General features: G+C 35.1%; 13 protein-coding genes and 1 tRNA gene. All 14 read left to right on the top strand.

Features of this window, described 5'->3' with window-relative positions; all coding sequences use genetic code 11:
• Positions 1-4 precede the first annotated feature (4 nt).
• The 14 genes from IEV85_RS00705 to IEV85_RS00635 all read left to right on the top strand — a co-directional run bounded on the left by IEV85_RS00705 (position 5) and on the right by IEV85_RS00635 (position 19599).
• Positions 5-649, top strand: coding sequence for a DUF1826 domain-containing protein (locus IEV85_RS00705; RefSeq protein ID WP_188459879.1), 645 nt, complete (start codon positions 5-7; stop codon positions 647-649).
• 22 nt (positions 650-671) lie between these two features.
• A complete protein-coding gene (locus IEV85_RS00700; RefSeq protein ID WP_188459878.1) occupies positions 672-893 on the top strand; it encodes a peptidase associated/transthyretin-like domain-containing protein in 222 nt (73 codons plus the stop codon).
• 4 nt (positions 894-897) lie between these two features.
• Complete coding sequence (locus tag IEV85_RS00695) at positions 898-1596, top strand: hypothetical protein (RefSeq protein WP_188459877.1); 699 nt, start codon at positions 898-900, stop codon at positions 1594-1596.
• Positions 1597-1772: 176 nt separating this feature from the next.
• The gene (locus IEV85_RS00690; RefSeq protein ID WP_188459876.1) at positions 1773-3890 is read left to right on the top strand and encodes a ComEC/Rec2 family competence protein; all 2118 of its coding nucleotides are present in this window, start codon (positions 1773-1775) and stop codon (positions 3888-3890) included.
• Entirely contained in the window at positions 3890-4663 is a 774-nt protein-coding gene (locus tag IEV85_RS00685) for an enoyl-CoA hydratase/isomerase family protein (protein ID WP_188459875.1), read from the top strand. Before IEV85_RS00690 ends, IEV85_RS00685 begins: the two co-directional genes overlap by 1 nt.
• A gap of 38 nt (positions 4664-4701) precedes the next feature.
• Complete coding sequence (locus tag IEV85_RS00680) at positions 4702-6606, top strand: RecQ family ATP-dependent DNA helicase (RefSeq protein ID WP_188459874.1); 1905 nt, start codon at positions 4702-4704, stop codon at positions 6604-6606.
• Positions 6607-6821: 215 nt separating this feature from the next.
• Positions 6822-8702, top strand: coding sequence for an ABC-F family ATP-binding cassette domain-containing protein (locus tag IEV85_RS00675; RefSeq protein WP_188459873.1), 1881 nt, complete (start codon positions 6822-6824; stop codon positions 8700-8702).
• 156 nt (positions 8703-8858) lie between these two features.
• Positions 8859-9242: a hypothetical protein gene (locus IEV85_RS00670; protein ID WP_188459872.1), complete on the top strand. Its 384-nt coding sequence runs from the start codon at positions 8859-8861 to the stop codon at positions 9240-9242.
• Positions 9243-9418: 176 nt separating this feature from the next.
• Complete coding sequence (locus IEV85_RS00665) at positions 9419-9967, top strand: hypothetical protein (RefSeq protein ID WP_188459871.1); 549 nt, start codon at positions 9419-9421, stop codon at positions 9965-9967.
• Positions 9968-10123: 156 nt separating this feature from the next.
• Entirely contained in the window at positions 10124-10879 is a 756-nt protein-coding gene (locus IEV85_RS00660) for a sensor histidine kinase (protein ID WP_188459870.1), read from the top strand.
• The gene (locus tag IEV85_RS00655) at positions 10880-11509 is read left to right on the top strand and encodes a response regulator transcription factor (RefSeq protein ID WP_188459869.1); all 630 of its coding nucleotides are present in this window, start codon (positions 10880-10882) and stop codon (positions 11507-11509) included.
• A 1078-nt stretch (positions 11510-12587) separates the two neighbouring features.
• Positions 12588-12671 (top strand) — tRNA-Leu (locus IEV85_RS00645).
• A 237-nt stretch (positions 12672-12908) separates the two neighbouring features.
• Positions 12909-14147: a M48 family metalloprotease gene (locus IEV85_RS00640; RefSeq protein WP_188459867.1), complete on the top strand. Its 1239-nt coding sequence runs from the start codon at positions 12909-12911 to the stop codon at positions 14145-14147.
• Positions 14140-19599: an AAA domain-containing protein gene (locus IEV85_RS00635; RefSeq protein WP_188459866.1), complete on the top strand. Its 5460-nt coding sequence runs from the start codon at positions 14140-14142 to the stop codon at positions 19597-19599. The genes IEV85_RS00640 and IEV85_RS00635 overlap by 8 nt, the downstream gene beginning before the upstream one ends.
• Positions 19600-19608: the final 9 nt, after the last annotated feature.

The following is a 19608-nucleotide window of genomic DNA, read 5'->3' as shown; positions in this document are numbered from 1 at the left end:
TAAGATGCTTAATATTCTTAAGAAAAAGCTTAATTATACAATAGATGAAGATTGGATTGCTATTGAAGAAGCATTTCATAATGCTGATTTTAATTTAGTCGTTTGGAGACGAGGTATTAACCCCAATATTGTCAGATTAATTAAGTTTCTTTATACTACGAACTTTAGAAAGCTCCAACAGAAAATTAATATTGGAACAATTGAAGAAGACCTCACTTTCACTCTAAAATCTAACTTACCTACTTCTCCTTTTATCAGCTATGAAGACCTGAAAGATGATCTTTGCTTGTTATGCTATCATTTTCTTCAATTAACTGGTAAAGAAAATGTGGATATGCATTTGCGAATAGTGACGGACAATGCATGTAGCAAATTCCATGTTGATGGTTACGAATCCAGGCTTTTATGTACTTACGATGGTGCTGGTACTCAGTGGCTTTCAGATGATAATGTTAGAAGGCATTTTTTAGGTAAAACAAATTCTGATATAGTAAAAAACGAATCGAAAATAATGCAGATGCAACCTTTTGAAGTAGGGCTTCTTAAAGGTGAAAATTTTAAAAATCCTAGTAATAAGGGTATTGTTCATCGCTCACCACCTATCGAGTCTTCAGGTGGAAAACGCTTTGTAATAAGATTGGACGCTTAAAAAATTAATTACTTTAATATTTATGGCTATAATTGCAATTATGTTGCGTTTTTTAGTGTTAGTTGTTTCTTTTTCATTCTTTGGCTCATTAATTAAAGCACAATCTTTATCAGGGAAAGTTTCTGATAACCGGGGCAATCCTGTAACCGCAGCAACTGTTACTGTTCAAACATTTAAAAAGTTTACATTCACAGATGAAGAAGGTGTCTTTCTGATAGACTTAACTCACGATTCTTTACCGTGAATTTGTGAAATTAGTAGGAAGTAATGGAGATTTAAAAGGAGACAATAGTGTGGTTGAAGTAGCTGGCATCCACGGTGTAGCAGCTAATGGTAAATATGGAGTTTTTGGATTTACAGATGGTATAATTTTAGTTGATGATGAGGATAATATTGATTTGATTGAAAATATAGATGGGTTAAATGCGGAATCAGGAAATTGGATAGGCACATTAAAAGGTCATGATCATTCAGATATCTTTTTCGGTAGATCAAGTAATAAAGGGATTTTTATAATAGATCCTATTGCCAAATCACTTACCAATATTTATGCAGGTGCCGATGTAGTAGCTGATATGTTTAGTTTTGATGGTGAATATTATTTAGTTCATACATCTGATAATAAAATTAGAGTATTTGATGATGCCCATGATGGAGAAGAAATAGCCAACAGAGTGGTTGAAATGGCTAATATACCTGAAGAGCATAATCATAGAAATGCATTATCAGAAATAGAGCAATTGAGGAAAATGGACGATCCTAGTCCGGTACTAGTTACCTCTGATAAATTCCTTTACATTCTAGCCCCTAACAGAACTCAAATTAAAGTGTTAGAAATTGAAGATTTGCATCATGTTCATACTATTGAATTGTCTGTTCCTATCGAAAGCATGGTGAAAAATGGATTCTCGATTGAAGGCGACCAGGGGCATGATCACGAGCATTAAGATAAATTTTGGTTACAATAAATAGTCTCTTCTTTAAACCACAAGTGCATAGTGCTTGTGGTTTTTTTATTATAAAACGCTTCTATTTTTTTGCTAAATGGCCATGCTCTGCGTTCAGTATTAAAGCCCTTTATTAAAAATTTCATAAATACACTAGTATTGAGTATCATTGTTTTATGCTACAAACATGGAATAGGTATGCTTTTATACGATTTGTACTTTTCCTCATTCCGGGAATAATTTCCGGTGTATTTGCTGCTGAGTATTTCCCCCTCATTTGCTGGTTGTTTTGTACTTTAAGCATTGCTTATTTAATATTTCAGTTTTTCAGAGGGGCCAGATTTTCTATTCCTCATTCTGTTGTATCCGGCATAATAGCATTTATAGTTTGTTTTAGTTTTGGCTTTTTAAATACTTATTGGCAGGCCGAAAAGCATCAAAATAGGCATTTACTTAATATTGATTCAGAGGAAATATTGGCTTTCAGGTCTACTTTGATTAGTGCTGTTAAACCCACGGATAAAACATATGGGTTTAAAGCGGATGTCTCTCAAATAAAGCTTCCTTCTGGCTGGAAAAAAGCAGAAGGCAAACTGCTGCTATATCTTGAAAAAGATACTACTACTTCGATTTTTCAATATGGCGATGAAGTTTTAATAAGAGGAAAATTGACGGAATTAACTGAGCCTCGTAACCCTGAGGAATTCAATTACAAACGCTTTTCAGGTTTTAACCGGGTGTACCATCAACAATACGTACTGCAGGAAAATATTTGTCTTATTGATAGAAATCGCGGAAATATAATAGTAGCGGCCTCCATTAAAACCAGAAAATTTCTGGAAAAGCAGGTGGAGAAGTATATTCAGGATGCCCGCTCACTTGCCATTGCCAAAGCACTTACTTTAGGTATAAAAGAGGAATTGGACAATGATTTGAGAAATGCCTATGCAGCTGCCGGAGCTATGCACGTTTTAGCAGTTAGTGGATTACACGTAGGAATCATTTTTATTATTGTTTCTATAGTTCTTAAAAAGTGGAGATATCACAAGAAAGGCAGGTTTTTCTTTGCATTAATTAGTTTGTTAACGCTATGGTTTTATGCTTTCATTACCGGCCTTTCTCCCTCTGTACTCAGAGCAGCAACCATGTTCAGCTTCATCATTTTAGCGCAAACAGCAAGGAGACGTACCAATATTTATAATACGCTGGCGGCATCTGCTTTTGTATTGCTATGCTATAATCCTTATTTGATTTTCTCCGTTGGTTTTCAACTGTCATATCTGGCAGTTGCCGGAATTGTTTTCTTCCAGCCTAAAATCTATCACTTATTACAATTTAAATACACTTTAGCAGATAAAGTATGGCAGATAACCTGTGTTTCCATAGCGGCTCAGCTGGTAACTGCTCCCTTAGGATTATTATATTTCCACCAATTCCCCACTTATTTTTTCTTGTCGAATTTAGTAGTTATTCCGGGTGCAGTTGTCATACTTAATGGTACTTTACTAGTGTTATTATTTTCCTTTATTCCTATTGTAGCTTCAGCACTAGGGTTTCTATTGGATTATATTATTCGTTTTGTGAATTTGCTTGTGTTCGGACTGGATATTTTTCCAGGAAGCATTATTGATGGCGTTTACATCACCACTATAGAGGCGTGGCTCATATATTTTTTAATTGCTTGTCTGGCATTACTCATTGCAGAAAAGCGATATTTCTATATGAAAGCAGCATTTTTGTGTACATTATTACTTTCAACTTCCATGATTTCCAGACAGTGGACAAATTTTAAAGAGAAATCATTCATTGTTTATGATGTGAAAAGAAATTCGGCTTTAAGTCTCAGAGTAGGATTTAATCAATTTCTTTCTGTCTCTGATTCGCTTTCTAAAGATCCTGATAAATTACGCTTTCATATTTATCCCAGCCAGCTAAAAGCGGGTATTGCTAGCTTTCATCCTGATAGGTTCCAGCCGGATACACTTCCCTTATTTAAGAAATGGAATAATATAGAACTTGCTATCTGGCAGGGTAAAACTATTGCTTGTTTAAAGGAGCAATCACCTTCCGAAATTACATTGAAGGAGAAAGTACAGGTAGATCAGCTACTTGTGAGTAATAGTTCTGTTAGTAACTTTGACGAAATCAAAAGAATAGTCCACCCGAAGAAAATTATTGTTGATGCTTCCAACTCTTATTTTACCATTCAAAACTTAAAGGCTAGTTTTGAAGAAGAAAATATCGATTTTTATATTGTAGATGAAAAAGGAGCGTTTGAATTAAATATTAACTAATGGAGTATACTAAAATAGAAATAAAAGACAGAATAGGTTATATTACTTTAAACCGACCTGATAAAAGAAATGCATTAAGCTATGAATTTGTGGCTGAGATAAAGCAGGCATTTAATGAATTGAAAGAGAATAAAGAAGTCAAAGTAATCATATTAAGGGCTGAAGGAAAAGCTTTTTGCGCAGGTGCCGACTTGGCTTACATTCAGGGACTACAAAATAACACTTATGAAGAAAACCTGGAAGACTCTAACCACCTGAAGGAACTTTTCTATCAAATTTACACGTATCCTAAAGTGGTAATAGCGCAAGTTCAGGGGCATGCATTAGCAGGTGGTTGTGGCCTGGCAACTGTATGCGACTTTTCTTTTACTGTACCGGAAGCTAAATTTGGGTATACCGAAGTAAAAATTGGTTTTATCCCTGCTATTGTAAAGGTATTTTTGCTTAGAAAAATAGGTGAGGGCAAAGCAAAGGAATTACTTTTATCCGGTCAATTGTACACTGCGGAGCAAGCGCAGGCTTTTGGTTTGGTGAACAAAGTGGTGCCTTCTGAGGAGTTGGTTTCTTATGTGGAACAGTTTGCACAGCAGCTCATTACCAATAACTCAGGACAGTCAATGGCTTTTACCAAACAAATGATTGCAGAAGTGCAGGAGAAAGGGCTTGAAGAAGGCTTACGATATGCAGCAGAACAAAATGCTAAAGCCAGAGCTTCTGAAGATTGTAAAAAGGGAATTGCTGCCTTTCTGAATAAGGAAACTCCTGCATGGTAAAATAGTAACCTCTTAAGATTTAGTATACACCATTTCCTATGCAAAACCCAAAAGCTGTTGAAGTACTTAAAAAGTATTGGGGTTATGCTGCATTTCGTAGCATGCAGGAAGATATTATCCAATCGGTTTTAGAGGGAAATGATACACTCGCTTTGCTTCCTACCGGAGGCGGGAAATCAATTTGTTTTCAGGTGCCCGCATTAATGAAAGAGGGTGTTTGCCTGGTAGTTTCACCACTGATCGCTTTAATGAAAGACCAGGTTGAACAATTGAAGAGAAGGCAAATTCCTGCAGCAGCTATTTATTCAGGAATGACCTTGCGCGAAATTGATATACTTTTAGATAATGCAGCGCATGGCGCTTATAAATTTTTATACATCTCACCTGAGCGTTTAAAAACCGAACTTTTTTTGGCAAGAGCAGAGAAAATGAACATTTCTTTGCTGGCCATTGATGAAGCACATTGTATTTCGCAGTGGGGTTATGATTTTCGCCCCCCTTATCTGGAAATTTCAGAATTCAGACAACTTCATCCTGATGTAACCTGCCTGGCACTTACAGCTACTGCTACAGAACAAGTAAAGCAGGATATTCAGGAGAAGTTACTTTTTAAAGATGCCAAAGTATATCAGAAGAGTTTTGCACGCGATAATTTATCTTATTCAGTCAGAAAAGTAGAAAATAAGGAAGCCAAACTGTTTGAAATCCTCTCAAAAATTCCCGGTACTTCAGTGGTTTATGCTCGTAATAGAAGAACCACCATGGATTTAGCAGTTCTTTTACAGAAAAATGGTTTTGATGCTGATTATTATCATGCCGGGCTTCCACAGACGGAGCGAAGTGCGAAGCAGGATGCGTGGATTAAAGGCCATACAAGAATTATAGTTGCTACCAATGCATTTGGTATGGGAATAGATAAAGCAGATGTACGCACTGTAATTCACTGGGAAATGCCTGATAATCTGGAGGCCTATTACCAGGAAGCAGGAAGGGCAGGAAGAGATGAAAGAAAAGCTTTTGCGGTTGCGCTGTACCATCCGCAGGATTTTATTGAAATGGAGAAAAAGGTTCATTTAGCTCATCCTGAAATTGCTTATTTGAAGAAGCTCTATCAATCTTTAGCTAACTATTATAAAATAGCTATAGGATCGGGTGAGTTGCAAAGCTATCCTTTCAATATAAAAGCTTTTTGCGAGCAAGCCAAGCTGGAGGCCTTTGAGGTATTTCATGGGTTGAAAATATTGGAGCAGGAGGGTTTTATTCAACTCAACGAACATTTCTACAGACCATCGGGACTGCACATAAATTTAGATTATAAAGAACTATACTCGTACGAAATAGCAAACGAAAGATTTGAAAGGATTTTAAAATCTCTTTTGAGAATATACGGAGGAGAGTTATATCAGCAAGTGGTTTTCATTAATGAATATGAAATAGGAAAGATAGCAGAGTTAAATGAAAAGCAGGTTTTTACCCAGCTTACTTACTTAGATAAAGAAGGAGTGCTGGATTATTCACCCCGGTCAGACCAGCCTCAATTAACTTTTTTACAGGCCCGACATGATGCTAATCGCTTGCCGTTAAATGAGAAAACGTTAAAGGAGCGTAAAGAAAATAAGCTGAATAAGTTAAAATCAGTGCACCAGTACGCTGAAAATGATCAGTACTGCAGAACACTTTCTTTATTGCAGTACTTTGGAGAAGATAAGAATGAAGTATGTGGCGTTTGCGATATTTGCATAAAGAATAAAAGAACTCATCCTGATTACAAGGACATTGAGAAGCAAATAATTGCCCAATTACTCAAGTCCCCAATGAATTATAGAGAGCTGGCCAGAAATATTCAGCAATTCTCTGAAGATAAAGTGATTGAAGCCCTCCGCGCTATGGATGAAACTGGCTTGATAACTATGGACAGATCAGGAGTAGTGACGATTATCTGATTTCTGTTAATCCTTTTACTTCGACTTTTGTTGTTTAGGGAAAATCAAGTTTTCTTTTATTTGTCAAAAATGTAATTATTTATTGTTCATCATTAAGTAAATAGATTATTCCCTCTAATTTTGTAAAATGAAATGAGCAGCACTGATAAATATACCCTAAGATGAATATCAGCTCTACGAATTCCATGTGACAACTGGAAATTAAATATATACACATGAATTACCTATCAGTAGAAAACTTAAGTAAGCGCTTTGGAGACAGAGTACTTTTTGAAAATATATCATTTGGCCTGGCCCAAGGCGATAAAATGGCTTTAGTGGGAATTAATGGATCGGGCAAATCCACGTTGCTAAAAATCTTAACTGGAGAGGAGGGGCCGGATACAGGAAATTTCAGCTTCAGAAATGATATAACTGTCGGTTTTCTATCTCAGAATCCTCAATTTGATGAAGGAATTAATGCAATGCAGGCTATTTTTAGCAGCGAACATGAATCTTTACAAATAATCAGGCAATATGAAGCTTTGGCTGCTAATCCGGATATGAACGAGAAGCAACAAAAGCAATTTCAGGATTTGCTGGAAAGGATGGAGTCGCTTCAATTATGGGATTATGAAAGTCAGGTAGAACAAATTTTAGGTCAACTTGGGATTAACGATTTTGAACAGCCGGTGAGTTCCATGTCAGGTGGACAGAAGAAGCGGGTAGCCTTAGCTGCTCAGCTTGTAATTAAACCTGATTTATTGATTTTAGATGAGCCTACTAACCACCTGGATATTGATGTGATAGAGTGGTTGGAAAAATACCTGTCCATTCAAAATATCACTCTTTTGATGGTAACACACGATAGATACTTTTTAGATAGGGTTTGTAATGGTATTTTAGAAATTGACAGGCAAAGTATTTTTAAATATCAGGGCAATTACGAAGAGTTTTTGGTGAAGAAGGATGAAAGAGAGGCCAATGAGCAAATGGAAGTGGATAAGGCCAAAAACCTGATGAAAAAGGAGCAGGAATGGATGCGAAGGATGCCTAAAGCAAGAGGTACAAAGGCGAAATACCGTGTGGAAGCTTTTGGGGAGCTAAAAGAAAAAGCAAGTAAAAACTTGAGCAGAGATCAGGTAGACCTTCAGGTATCTCAAAAGAGATTAGGAGGTAAAATTCTCGAATTGAAAAAAGTAAAGAAGCAATTCGGGGAAAAAATGCTTTTTAATGACTTCAACTATGTTTTCAAAAAAGGAGATAGAATTGGTATAGTTGGAAAAAATGGAACAGGAAAGAGCACTTTCCTAAACATTTTAACAGGAAATATTAGTCCTGATGAAGGAGAGTTGGATAAAGGTGTAAATACCCACTTTGGGTATTATAAACAGCAGGAAATTCAATTTGATCCCAATAAGAAGGTGATTGATGTAGTGCTGGAAATTGCAGAGCATTTTAAGCTGCCTGATGGCTCTGAAATATCAGCCTCTCAGTTTTTGAATAAGTTTCTGTTTCCTCCTAAACAACAACACGATTTTGTGTACAAGTTAAGTGGGGGAGAGAAAAGACGTTTGCAATTACTATTGGTGCTTATTAAGAATCCTAATTTCCTTATTTTAGATGAGCCTACCAATGATCTGGATCTTCAGACCTTATCTATTTTAGAAGATTTTCTGGATAGGTTTCAAGGCTGTTTGCTTATTGTTTCTCATGATAGATATTTTATGGATAGCTTAACGGAACAGCTATTTTTATTCGAGGGCGACCATCAGATCAAGTTATTTAATGGCAATTATTCAGAATATCGTGAAAGCAAACAGAACGATGAAAAAGTTAAAAAACAAGAGCCGGTAAAAGTAGATAAAGTAGAACCGACCCCAAAAGTAAAAGCAGATAGTACTGCTAAACTGAGCTATAAAGAGAAACTGGAGCTTCAGGACATAGAAAAAGAAATTCCTCAGCTTACAAGTGAGAAAAAAAGATTGGAAGATTTATTGGCAAAAGGAGAAGGACAGCCGGAAGATTTTGCAGTATGGGGCAAAGAGCTCAATAAGATTTCAGATATTTTGGATGAGAGAGAAATGAGATGGCTTGAACTTAAGGAAATGGAATAGGTTCGTCTTTAATAATACTTTATTGATAAGGTTAACTTACTTAAGTATTGAATTATTTTTGTAATTTCTTAGAAATTTAATGTTTTAAGTGGGCTAATTGCTAGGATTAAGTAATTATTACAACTATTTTAGAATTGTATTTAAACAATTTTAATTATGTCAAGCAAAATTCCAGGAGGCGGAGGCTCTCCAATAAGCAAAACTGATGCAGCCAAAATGATCGAAGCCTATAAAACTAAGAGATTAAAACTTATTAAAGAAACTTATGGTATTGATGATACCCAATCTGTATGGTTTAAAAGAGAGGTTTTTGAGCAAATGCTGAAATCAAATCCGAATATGGATGGTATAAGAATATATTTTGGTGTAAATTACCAGGGTGTTATGGAAGGCCATCAAAATGTGGTGCTGGTTGGAACTACTAAAGTTAAAGAAGGGATGGAAAGCTCTGATGGAGCACAATCTGAGGATGATGAAGGCTCTATATATGATATGGGTACACCATGTCCTCCAGCTTGTTCTAAAGGGGGAATTGGATAGGTTTCAAATAAATAAAGCTGTAAAAGTAATCAAAGCTTTTACGGCTTTTTTCTTAATGTTGAATGGACAGTATAACATTAGCATTTAATACATATTTTTCTTTTTTAACTATTGCATGTCTGCTATCAGTTAATCTTCAAAGTAAAGATTTACGCATCAATCTGCTTCGATTTTTAATGATCTATACTTTTCTTTCAGAAGTTTTAGCTGTAATATTTATTATGCTATTTCAGAACAATATTATTATTAATAATATCTGGCTTTTAATTGTCCCAGCACTATTTATTTTTATAGTGAGTTCAGAAATTAACTGTTTAAAGAAACCTGTTAAAGGCAGTTTATCAATAATATATGTAGGTTTTGCTATCCTTAATTTACTCTTTTTTGAAGGTTTACATACGTTTAATGCTTACACTTCTCATTTTGGAGTATTAGTGGTTTTAATGCTTGTATTTTTTAAGTTTAAAGAATATTTTGATGATCCATCCTCAGATATAGTAAGAGACCCATTATTTTATTTTTTGATTGCTTTATTTTTCTTTTACATCGGTGGATTTTTAGTAAATATTGCAATTAACTATTTGATAGAAATCAATATGAATATCGCTGTTCAATTGTTAGTAATTAGAAACATAGTAAACTGTATAACTTACTCTCTCTTTTCTTTGGCGCTCATTATAGATTATTTCAACCGGAAAAAGCTAAGTTTGACTTCAGCTACTTGAACTGAATTTTCCTTTCTTTACATCATTACTTAAATAGAACCTTTTTTTATTGAGAAAGAAGCGTAGGTATTTTAATAGTATTATTTGTAGTTTAGCGTATTTTAGAAACTATATTGAGCTACTAAAATAGTTATAAACTATAATTACCTGCCATAAATGACCGAAAGCGGACCAGAATATTTTTTTATTATAGCATCAGGAACTGCAATTTTGATGTTGCTGGTTACTTTTATTATTGCCTTTCTCTTTATTCATCAAAGAAAATATTTTGAGCATCAAAGAAAATTAGCTCATCTTGATGCGAAGTACCAGGAAGAAACCATGAAGGCCCAAATGGAAATGCAGGAGAAAACACTAGAATACGTTGGTAGGGAATTGCACGATAATATTGGACAGATTTTATCTCTTATCAAATTAAACCTCAGCAATCCTGAGCCGGAGCAAATTAGGGAGTCAAAGGGACTGGTGTCTAATGCGATTAAAGATTTGCGAGCTTTATCGCACAGAATGAATTTAAATTGGGCCAATGAAATAAGTTTAATAGATTTTATAGAATCAGAGGCTAAAAAGATTAGGAATATTGGTAGCTTTAAAGTGTATTTTGAGCAGCACGGACAGCTAAGTATAGAAAATACTGAGAACAAAGTAGTATTATTCAGAATTATTCAGGAGTGTATTAATAATACTATCAAACATTCTGCTGCTGAGGAGATTTCTTTTACTATACCTGAAAATCAACATTTGGTTTTAAAAGACAATGGTAAAGGTTTTGATTTGGGAGAAGTAGAAAGAGGCTCAGGCCTCGTAAACCTCCAACAGAGAGCAAAGGTTATTGGAGCAGAATTATTGATAAATTCAAAACCAGGAGAAGGAACGCGTATAGATATTTATTTACCCCAAAATAAAGCTTAAGTGATAAAAATAGTATTAGCGGATGATCACAATCTTTTTGCTGAAGGACTGGCAAATTTGTTAAGGAAAAACAAAGATTTTTCAGTAGAAGGAGTGTTTAATGATGGTAGAAAATTAATTAGTTATTTAAGGCTTAATCTCACTCACGTAGCTTTAATAGATCTTAATATGCCAAGGATGGATGGATTTACAGCCATTAAGCATATAAAAGAGGAAGGTATAGAATGTAAATTGATTATATTATCAACTTATGCTGATGAAAAGCTGGTAAGGCAGGCTGAAGAAATTGGAGTAGATGCTTACGTTCTAAAAGATGCAGAACCTGATGAATTAGCTTATACGATTAAAGAAGTAGTAGAGGAACGATATAATTTTCATATAAACCATATACTTAAACAAGCAGATAGTAACGATCGCTTTCCGGATGAATTCCTAATGAAGTACAGACTTACCGGAAGGGAGATTCAAATTATACAAATGATCAAAGATGGTTTAACAACTCAGGAAATTGCTGAGAGATTGTACTTATCCTCTTTAACCATTAATACCCATAGAAAGAATATAGTCAGTAAGTTAGGAGTGAAGAATACAGCTGGTTTAGTTCGTTTTGCCTTGGAAAATAACCTTTAAGATTTAATAATCCCTTTCCATTTCATTTTGGCTCATTGGCATAGCATCTATTTGTTGAGAAAAACAGAAAAACCAAGGTCTGTGGCTCACAGACCTTCCCCTTTTTGCTGGACTGTAAGTCCCAGACCAGTGAAAAAAAGACCTAAATAAGCAAGCACTAAATGTTTATCATCACCACAAAAGCCGGCAAGTGTCGTAATCCCCGAAATTTTGGAGAGCAACGGAAAAAAAATTATCAGGGATCTTTTCAATGAAATTTCATTACCTGACTTTTCTAGAATAATAGAGAAGATTGCTTTGTTTCTGGCAGAGACTATTTAATTGTAGGTTTATAGCATAAGCCAATTCTATAAAAAAGACACTATTCCAACATGCTGTTGAAATGGACAGATTCCCTTCTGCAAGGGAATGACGTTCTAATTGTAATTTGAGTAAAAAACTATCTTATTGCACAAATGAAGAGAAAAACCAAGGTCTGTGGCTCACAGACCTTCCCCTTTTTGCTGGACTGTAAGCCGCAGACCAGCGGAAAAAAAGACCTAAATAAGCAAGCACTAAATGCTTGTCACCACCACAAAAGCCGGCAATTATCGTCATCCCGGAAATTTTTGTAGAGCAACGGAAAGAATTACCAGGGATCTTTTCAATGAAATTTCATTACCTGAATTTTATTGAATAATAGAAAAGATTGCTTTGTGCCTGGCAATGACTATTAATTGCAGGAGATTAGCTGAGTTCAATGAATAAAATGGCGTCCCAGGCTCTCCCAATCGGAAACGCTCTGACAGACTTTGAAATAAATTAAGAATCGAACTCAGGGTTGTGATTATTCAGCGGATTTTGTTGCGCCCTAGCAATGAGACTGTTAAAAATTATAAAAAGTAGAATTGAAAGTCGCTTCATACTATTTTAATAAGTCAAAAAGTGATATGTTTTAATTCACAGTTTTTGAAATGCAGAGGTTGGTACGAAGGTCTATATATGACTTCTGGATGGGTATGAAAAATATTTTTTAAAAGTGCAGTCTTATATTACTTTTTTCAGAATAATACATATATTTGCATCCCGTTAAGGAAATGCCTTGGTGGCGGAATTGGTAGACGCGTTGGTCTCAAACACCAATGAGGTAACACTCGTGCCGGTTCGACTCCGGCCCAAGGTACAATAAATAAAAAGCCCTGTTAATCGAGAGATTTTCAGGGCTTTTTTAGTTTTACGAGGAAAATCACAATAAGGGAATATTTACACACAGCGTTGAGGTAGTCATAATATCAATGGTTATTGCATTCTAAGTAATCTTATGTGATAAGTTACATTAGTGAAAGAATTCTTAAAAAACACTAGGTGAAGCAATATGAGGTAATCTATTTTTACTATCTTAAATGCTTTAAACTGCTAAATGGAAAACCCGACCCCTCTTCCGCTACAAATACTTGAACCTTTTGAATACCACAAGAAACTTAAAGCTCATTTTAAGTCTAGGAAAAAAACCTGGAATTGGTTTAGTGGTGAAAAATTAAAGGAACAACAAATTCAGGAGTTTAAAACGAATTTACTTAAGAACACCTACAGAATGGATAGGGATGTATATCCTGAATTGTATACAACAGCTGATGAGATTTGCAAAAAATTAGCGATTGATGCTAAGGTATTTATATACCAGGAAAACAATAGTACGCAATTCAATGCAGGTATATCTGTTATAAATGCAGAAGCTCATATAATGCTATCCGGCAATCTTCTCAATCTATTGACGAAGGAAGAAATGAAAGCTTTGTTGGCTCATGAATTGAGTCATTATTTGTTTTATAAAATAGAGAATGAGGAGTACGAGATCGCTCAACGAATAGTATTGGCTTTGGCAAATGATTCAAGGAGCGAAGATGCAATTATCGAAACTGCCCGAATCTTTCAATTGTACCTCGAGCTTTTCTGTGATGCTGGCGCATTGCTTATTTGCGAGGATCATCACGTTGTAATCAGGACATTGGTTAAAATGAACACAGGTTTAAGCGAGGTTAATCCTGAAAGTTATCTGGAACAAGCAAAAGAAATTATGAAGGGAGATACTGAAAGCTCCCAGCATCATACCCATCCGGAATCCTATATAAGAAGCTTAGCTTTAATGTTGAGGTTTGAAAAAGATGAGGAGTATTTTGACAAGATTAAGAAAATGATCTGCGGACCTTTAAACTTGAATTCTCTGGATATTTTTGAACAAGTAGAAATGTCTGAATTAACAGAAAGGTTAATTCAATTAATTGTAAGGCCCAAATGGATCAACACAGCAAGTATAATGAACCTTTGTACAAAATACTTCTCCAATTTTACAAAATCGGAATCTTTAGAAAAGATAGAAGCAATTGCAGAGAGAATTGAAAGTGCACATGATTCTGTTAAAGAATATGCTTGCTATGTTCTGCTTGATTTTACAATGGTAGACAGTGACCTCGAAGGACTTGGAATGGGCCATACTCTTCAAATTGCTGAACTGCTTTCTATTAGCAAAGAGTATGAAAATATTGTAAGAAAAGAGTTAAAGTTAACAGCAAGAGACTTTAAACAAATACAAGAAAGAGTCATCAAAGAACTGGAGCAATTAACAGAAGGAAAGGAGGATAGTATTTACAATGAATGATTTAAACAAGACATCCCAATTTTTTGATTTGTTGGAGATCGTCAGGGATCATGGCTTGATAGGTTCCGCAGACTTTGTAGCATATGTTATTCCTTTACTTGAAAGCGCTAAAAAACTTCATGAAAATAAGCAGGTGATGCACCTTACGTCACCCTTATGCTTAGATTATCATAATGGTCAACTTACATATGTCGGTAGTCCTGTTGATTTCAAATATGCTACTAACCCTCTTTTTTTAAAACCAGTTGAGCATGAAGCTATTGATTTTGCAGCCTCCGTTCGCTCAAAAACCGATTTAGAAACATCATCCGTAGCTTATGAAACTACCCTCATTAAAAATGATGAGGAAGATTTGACCCAACCTGCTTATTTAAAAAGCTATAAATCATGGGAGATGGAATTAGGCCATTGCGATCCCTTAACTGATACTTTTGTTATAGGTTTATATTTGGCAAGTCTGGCTTACGGTCTGGATTTTAATGAGAAAGATAAGCTTTCCAGATTTGTTGAAAATAGAAAAGGACTATACTTCCTCAATAAGGAGTTACATCCTACTATTCACAATGTCATTTTTGAAATGACTCAGATTTATAGGGAAGATAGGACCAGAAACATTGAAGAAGCTTATATAAAGTTAAAGAATTATCGTACTTATAACCCTGAACATTATGTAGACCTTACTACCACTGAAGGTTTTAGAAGCCAGGATGTTTCTGCAAGATCTAACTGGATTCTTGCAAGACTAAAAAGCAGATTATTTGATATTAGCAGAAGAAACAAACTTCTTTATTTTACTGATAAAGAGAGTTTCCTTAATTTATCTGTTGGATCTGTCCCATTGCTTTTAGATCATAATAATATCAGGGAAGAAGACCTTATTTTTTGGAATGATAAGATCAAAGATAAGCTTATTTCTAAGAGGAAACTGTCTCTCAATGATTACCTGGATATAAAAAATAACCGATTTATTGCTCCAACTTTAAACCAAATTCGGTTGACTGCCAGGAAGAATAAGACGGAATACGGATTTAGTACCATGCGTGTAATTGTAGCTTTTTTACACTGGTATAATTTTAAGCAAAATCCTGATGAAATGATTACTTCTCCACTTTTATTGCTTCCCGCTGAAGTAGTGGTGAAGAAAGGAGTGAATGAACGATTTGAATTACTGGTGGAAGATTGCGAAGCGATGGTTAATCCAATCTTAAGCTTTTACCTGAAGGATTTATACGATATAACGTTGCCTGATTATGTTGATTTGAGTTCAACTTCTATTGAAGACCTAATTAAAAGTATTGAACAACAGATAGCAGAGGGAGGTACTGGAATTACTTTAGAATGGAGAAAAAAACCGAGGATACAACTTATACACAGCATTGCAAAAAAGAACTTCAATCTAAAAAATAAAAACCTCAGGAATAGAAGTAGTGGCATGAACCTTCGGTCATTCAATTACTCCTATGCTTCTGGCAGCTTTCAACCATTAGGATTACAGATTTTCGATTCAAGGATAAAGAGAAAAAATAATGCTTTAGAGTACGTTATCAATGAAGACTTAACACCTGATGAAAATAAGGCAGTTTCCGAGAGGTTAAGAACATTATATACAACAAGAGAAGACGGAGATGTAAATCCCACTGTTTGGCAAATAGATACTTGTAATATTACAATTGGTAATTTCAATTACCGCAAAATGAGTCTGGTCAGAGATTATAACCATATTATTAATGAGACCATTGAGGACGAAATATTTGAGACACTATTTAGTGACAAGCCGAAAAGAACCAAAGAATTAGAGAATAAGGAAACATCTTTACAGGATAATTATCCTATTATTTCTTGTGACCCCACCCAATCATCGGCAATTCAATTAGCCAGAACTGGAGAGAGCTATATCATTCAAGGACCTCCAGGCACTGGAAAATCGCAAACCATTACCAACCTTATTGCAGACTATGTTGCCAGAGATAAAAAAATTCTCTTTGTCTGTGAAAAGAGAGCTGCACTTGATGTTGTATATCATAGGTTGAAAAACAGGTCATTAGATGAGCTTTGTTGTTTAGTGCATGATTCACAAGCTGACAAGAAATCTTTCATTATGGACCTGAAGGAAACCTATGAAGATTTTCTAAAGAACGATTTTGATTTCAACCAGATTGAAACGAAAAGAGGCGCAATAATAAAGGCTATTGACACAGAAGTGAGTAAGCTTACCTACTTCCATGATATGATGGGAAATGGTGATATTACCCCACTTCAACTCTATGAAATACTTCATGCCACAAAGGGAGAAAATGACTTTCCTAAAGGAAAAGATATTTTAAGATACCCTAACTATTCAGAATGGAAACAGCATTTGACATGGATTGATGAATGGTTTAGCACCCTTAAATTGAATGAAATGGGTGATGTTATAGCGAACCATCCCTTTGTTAATCTTAGTTTGGACATTTCTGAAGGAGACAACCCAAAAGCCCGAATACAGGATGTACTCAATAGAGCCACCCGCTTAATTGATGGGTTTTCAGAAAGCATTGATGATTTAGATGAAAATGTTGATGATTTTACAATACTTGAATGGGAGGAACACATCCATGTAGCAGTTAGAGTAGCTGGTATTTTTTCGAAAGGGAAATTAGAAGTCTTTAATAGTGAGAGTGAAGTAGCAAGGCATTTGAGAGAAGCTGAAGAAAAAGTAACTCAATTGGAAAAAAGTTTGAATGAAATAAGACAAAAAAATACTCACTGGGTAAAAAAACTCTCAGCTCAAGACATCGAAGCCGCAATTTCACAATGGAATAACTACCAGAAAAGTATCTTCAGATTTGTTAATCCATCCTACTATAAGCTTAAAAAAATTATTAGTGACAACTATAATTTCTCTGCACATGCAGTTGCTCCTGATATAAATTCAATTTTGTCAAACTTAAGTTTAGAATACACACTACTTAAGGAATTGAATGATCAAAGAGAAGCAGTAGTCACTAATTTTGGACTTGATAATTATGATCTCGATACCGAATGGATAAAGAGTAAACAAAATGATAAGGGAAGCATATTAGAAAAGTGGCTAAAAGATGACCATAATGAACTGATTCGAAATCTAAACAAATTCAGTGATAAATTTTTATCACTAACCAGGGATCTCCGTAAATTGTATGGCGAAAGTTTAGACTACACTTTCAAACAGTTTGAAGTTGTCTTACATAATTCAGAAAAAGCTTTAGCCTCTTTGTCTGCTTTCCTTCCATTTATAAATAAGCTAGCCGATGTTTCTGAGGAAATGAAAAGCTGCCTCACTTCAAAAAAGTGGAAACGCTCAGATTTTGAATTTTATTTAGCATACAAATCACTTGCAGAAATTTATGAAAAAGAGCGTCAGTTTGCAGAAATAGATGAAGATGGTATCAGGTTAAGCATTAACCGCATCAATTCACTATTTGATAAATACTATGCTGCAAATGTTGAAATCATTCGTGCAGCAATACGTCAGAAGTTTCTTAATATCATCAAAGTAACAGAATCTACATCTGCACAATTAACTGAAAGTGGTAAAAAATTAAAGAAGACTTACCTGAATAGCAGACGGATATTGGAGAATGAATTTAATAAATCTATGAGATATAAGTCTATCAGGGACTTGGCTTCTAGTGACGCTAATGAAATTATGACAGCACTGAAACCTGTTTGGTTAATGAGTCCTTTAAGTGTTTCAGATACCATGCCTATAGATCCCTCTTTGTTTGATGTAGTCATTTTTGATGAGGCTAGCCAAATCACTGTGGAAGAAGGTGTCCCCGCATTATTTAGAACTAAGCAAACCATTATTGTAGGGGATGAAATGCAAATGCCACCTACCAATTTCTTCAACGCCATTAATTTACAAGATGACGAAGATGAAGAATTAGAAGATAAGATTGGTATAACACTTGATGCCGATAGTTTATTAAATCAGGGAACTCGCAAGTTATCATCTGTAATGTTAGGTTGGCACTATAGATCCAGACATGAGAGCTTAATCTCTTTTAGTAATGCTGCCTTCTATCGAAGAGGTTTAATGACCATTCCGGATAATACTATTCAATCAGCCAATATAGAGGCTATTCCACCTGTTTTAGATGTTGAAAAGCCAGTAGATGTAAGTAATATACTAAGCAGAAGTATAAGTTATCATTACCTGGAAAATGGCACTTATGATAAGCAGAGAAATAAAGATGAGTCAGCTTACATAGCCAATATGGTAAGAGAACTTTTAAAGTCAAAAAGCAGAAAGAGTATTGGTATCGTTGCCTTTTCTAAAGAGCAACAATCAGAGATTGAAGAAACCCTTGACCGTTTTGCCTCCTACGATCCAGAATTTGAAGCACTTCTTGAAAAGGAATACCAACGTATGGATGAGGATCAGTATAATGGCTTATTTGTTAAGAATCTTGAAAATGTTCAGGGAGATGAGAGAGATATAATTATCATGAGTGTGTGTTATGGTTATAACCACAATGGGAAGATGTTAATGAATTTTGGTCCAATAAATAGAAGGGGAGGCGAAAAGCGATTAAATGTAATCTTCTCCAGGGCAAAGATGCATATGGTGGTGGTTACATCTATTACTCCTATAGAAATTAAAAATGATTATAATGAAGGAGCTAATTACTTTAAAAAATTCTTGTCATACGCCCTACACATATCAAATGGAAAACTGAGTGAAGCCAATTCTATTCTTGATAGTTTAAATCTTACGCAAAATAGTGCAGGTGAAGCAACTGAAAGAATCATTTCACGGCAGCTAAAGTTAGCATTGGAACAAAGAGGCTATAAAGTAGATACCTCAATCGGACAATCCTATTTCAAATGTGATTTGGGTATTCGTGATAAGAAAGAAGAAAGATACAACACAGGAATCCTAATTGATCATGAAGAGCATTACAATAATCGAAATGTCCTTGAACAGTATTGTCAAAGACCGCAAATTTTGAATGCCTTTGGTTGGAATGTGATAACAGTATTTTCTAAAGATTGGTTAGAAAAGCCAGAACGCGTGCTTGAACGAATAGAGCAGGTAATTCGCGGTGAAGCAAAAGAACCAGAGGAAGTGGAGTCTTTAATTGAACTTAAAGAAGAGCAGGAAAAGACTTTTGACTATTATACTCCTGTTAATTCTCAACCTTCTAAGGAGGAGGTAAAAAAATTAGAGGTCAAACCTGAATCTGAAGAGAAAAATAAGGGGCTACTAAAAACAGAGCTTCATTTTGAAAGACTGGTTTATACAGAGGGAAATAGTAACAAGTATTGGCAGATAGCTCAGGAGGGTACGCAGTTAATAGTTCAGTTTGGCAGAATTGGTAATCACCCTCAACAAAATTTAAAAGACTTTGCGTCTCCTGAAAAAGCAGAGGAAGAAATGCAGAAGATGATTCATAAAAAAATAGCTAAAGGGTACAAAAAGAGTTCTTAAAAATATAAG

The sequence above is a fragment of the Marivirga lumbricoides genome (genome assembly GCF_014636295.1).
Classification (GTDB): domain Bacteria; phylum Bacteroidota; class Bacteroidia; order Cytophagales; family Cyclobacteriaceae; genus Marivirga; species Marivirga lumbricoides.
This window is presented reverse-complemented; position numbering and strand designations above follow the sequence as displayed.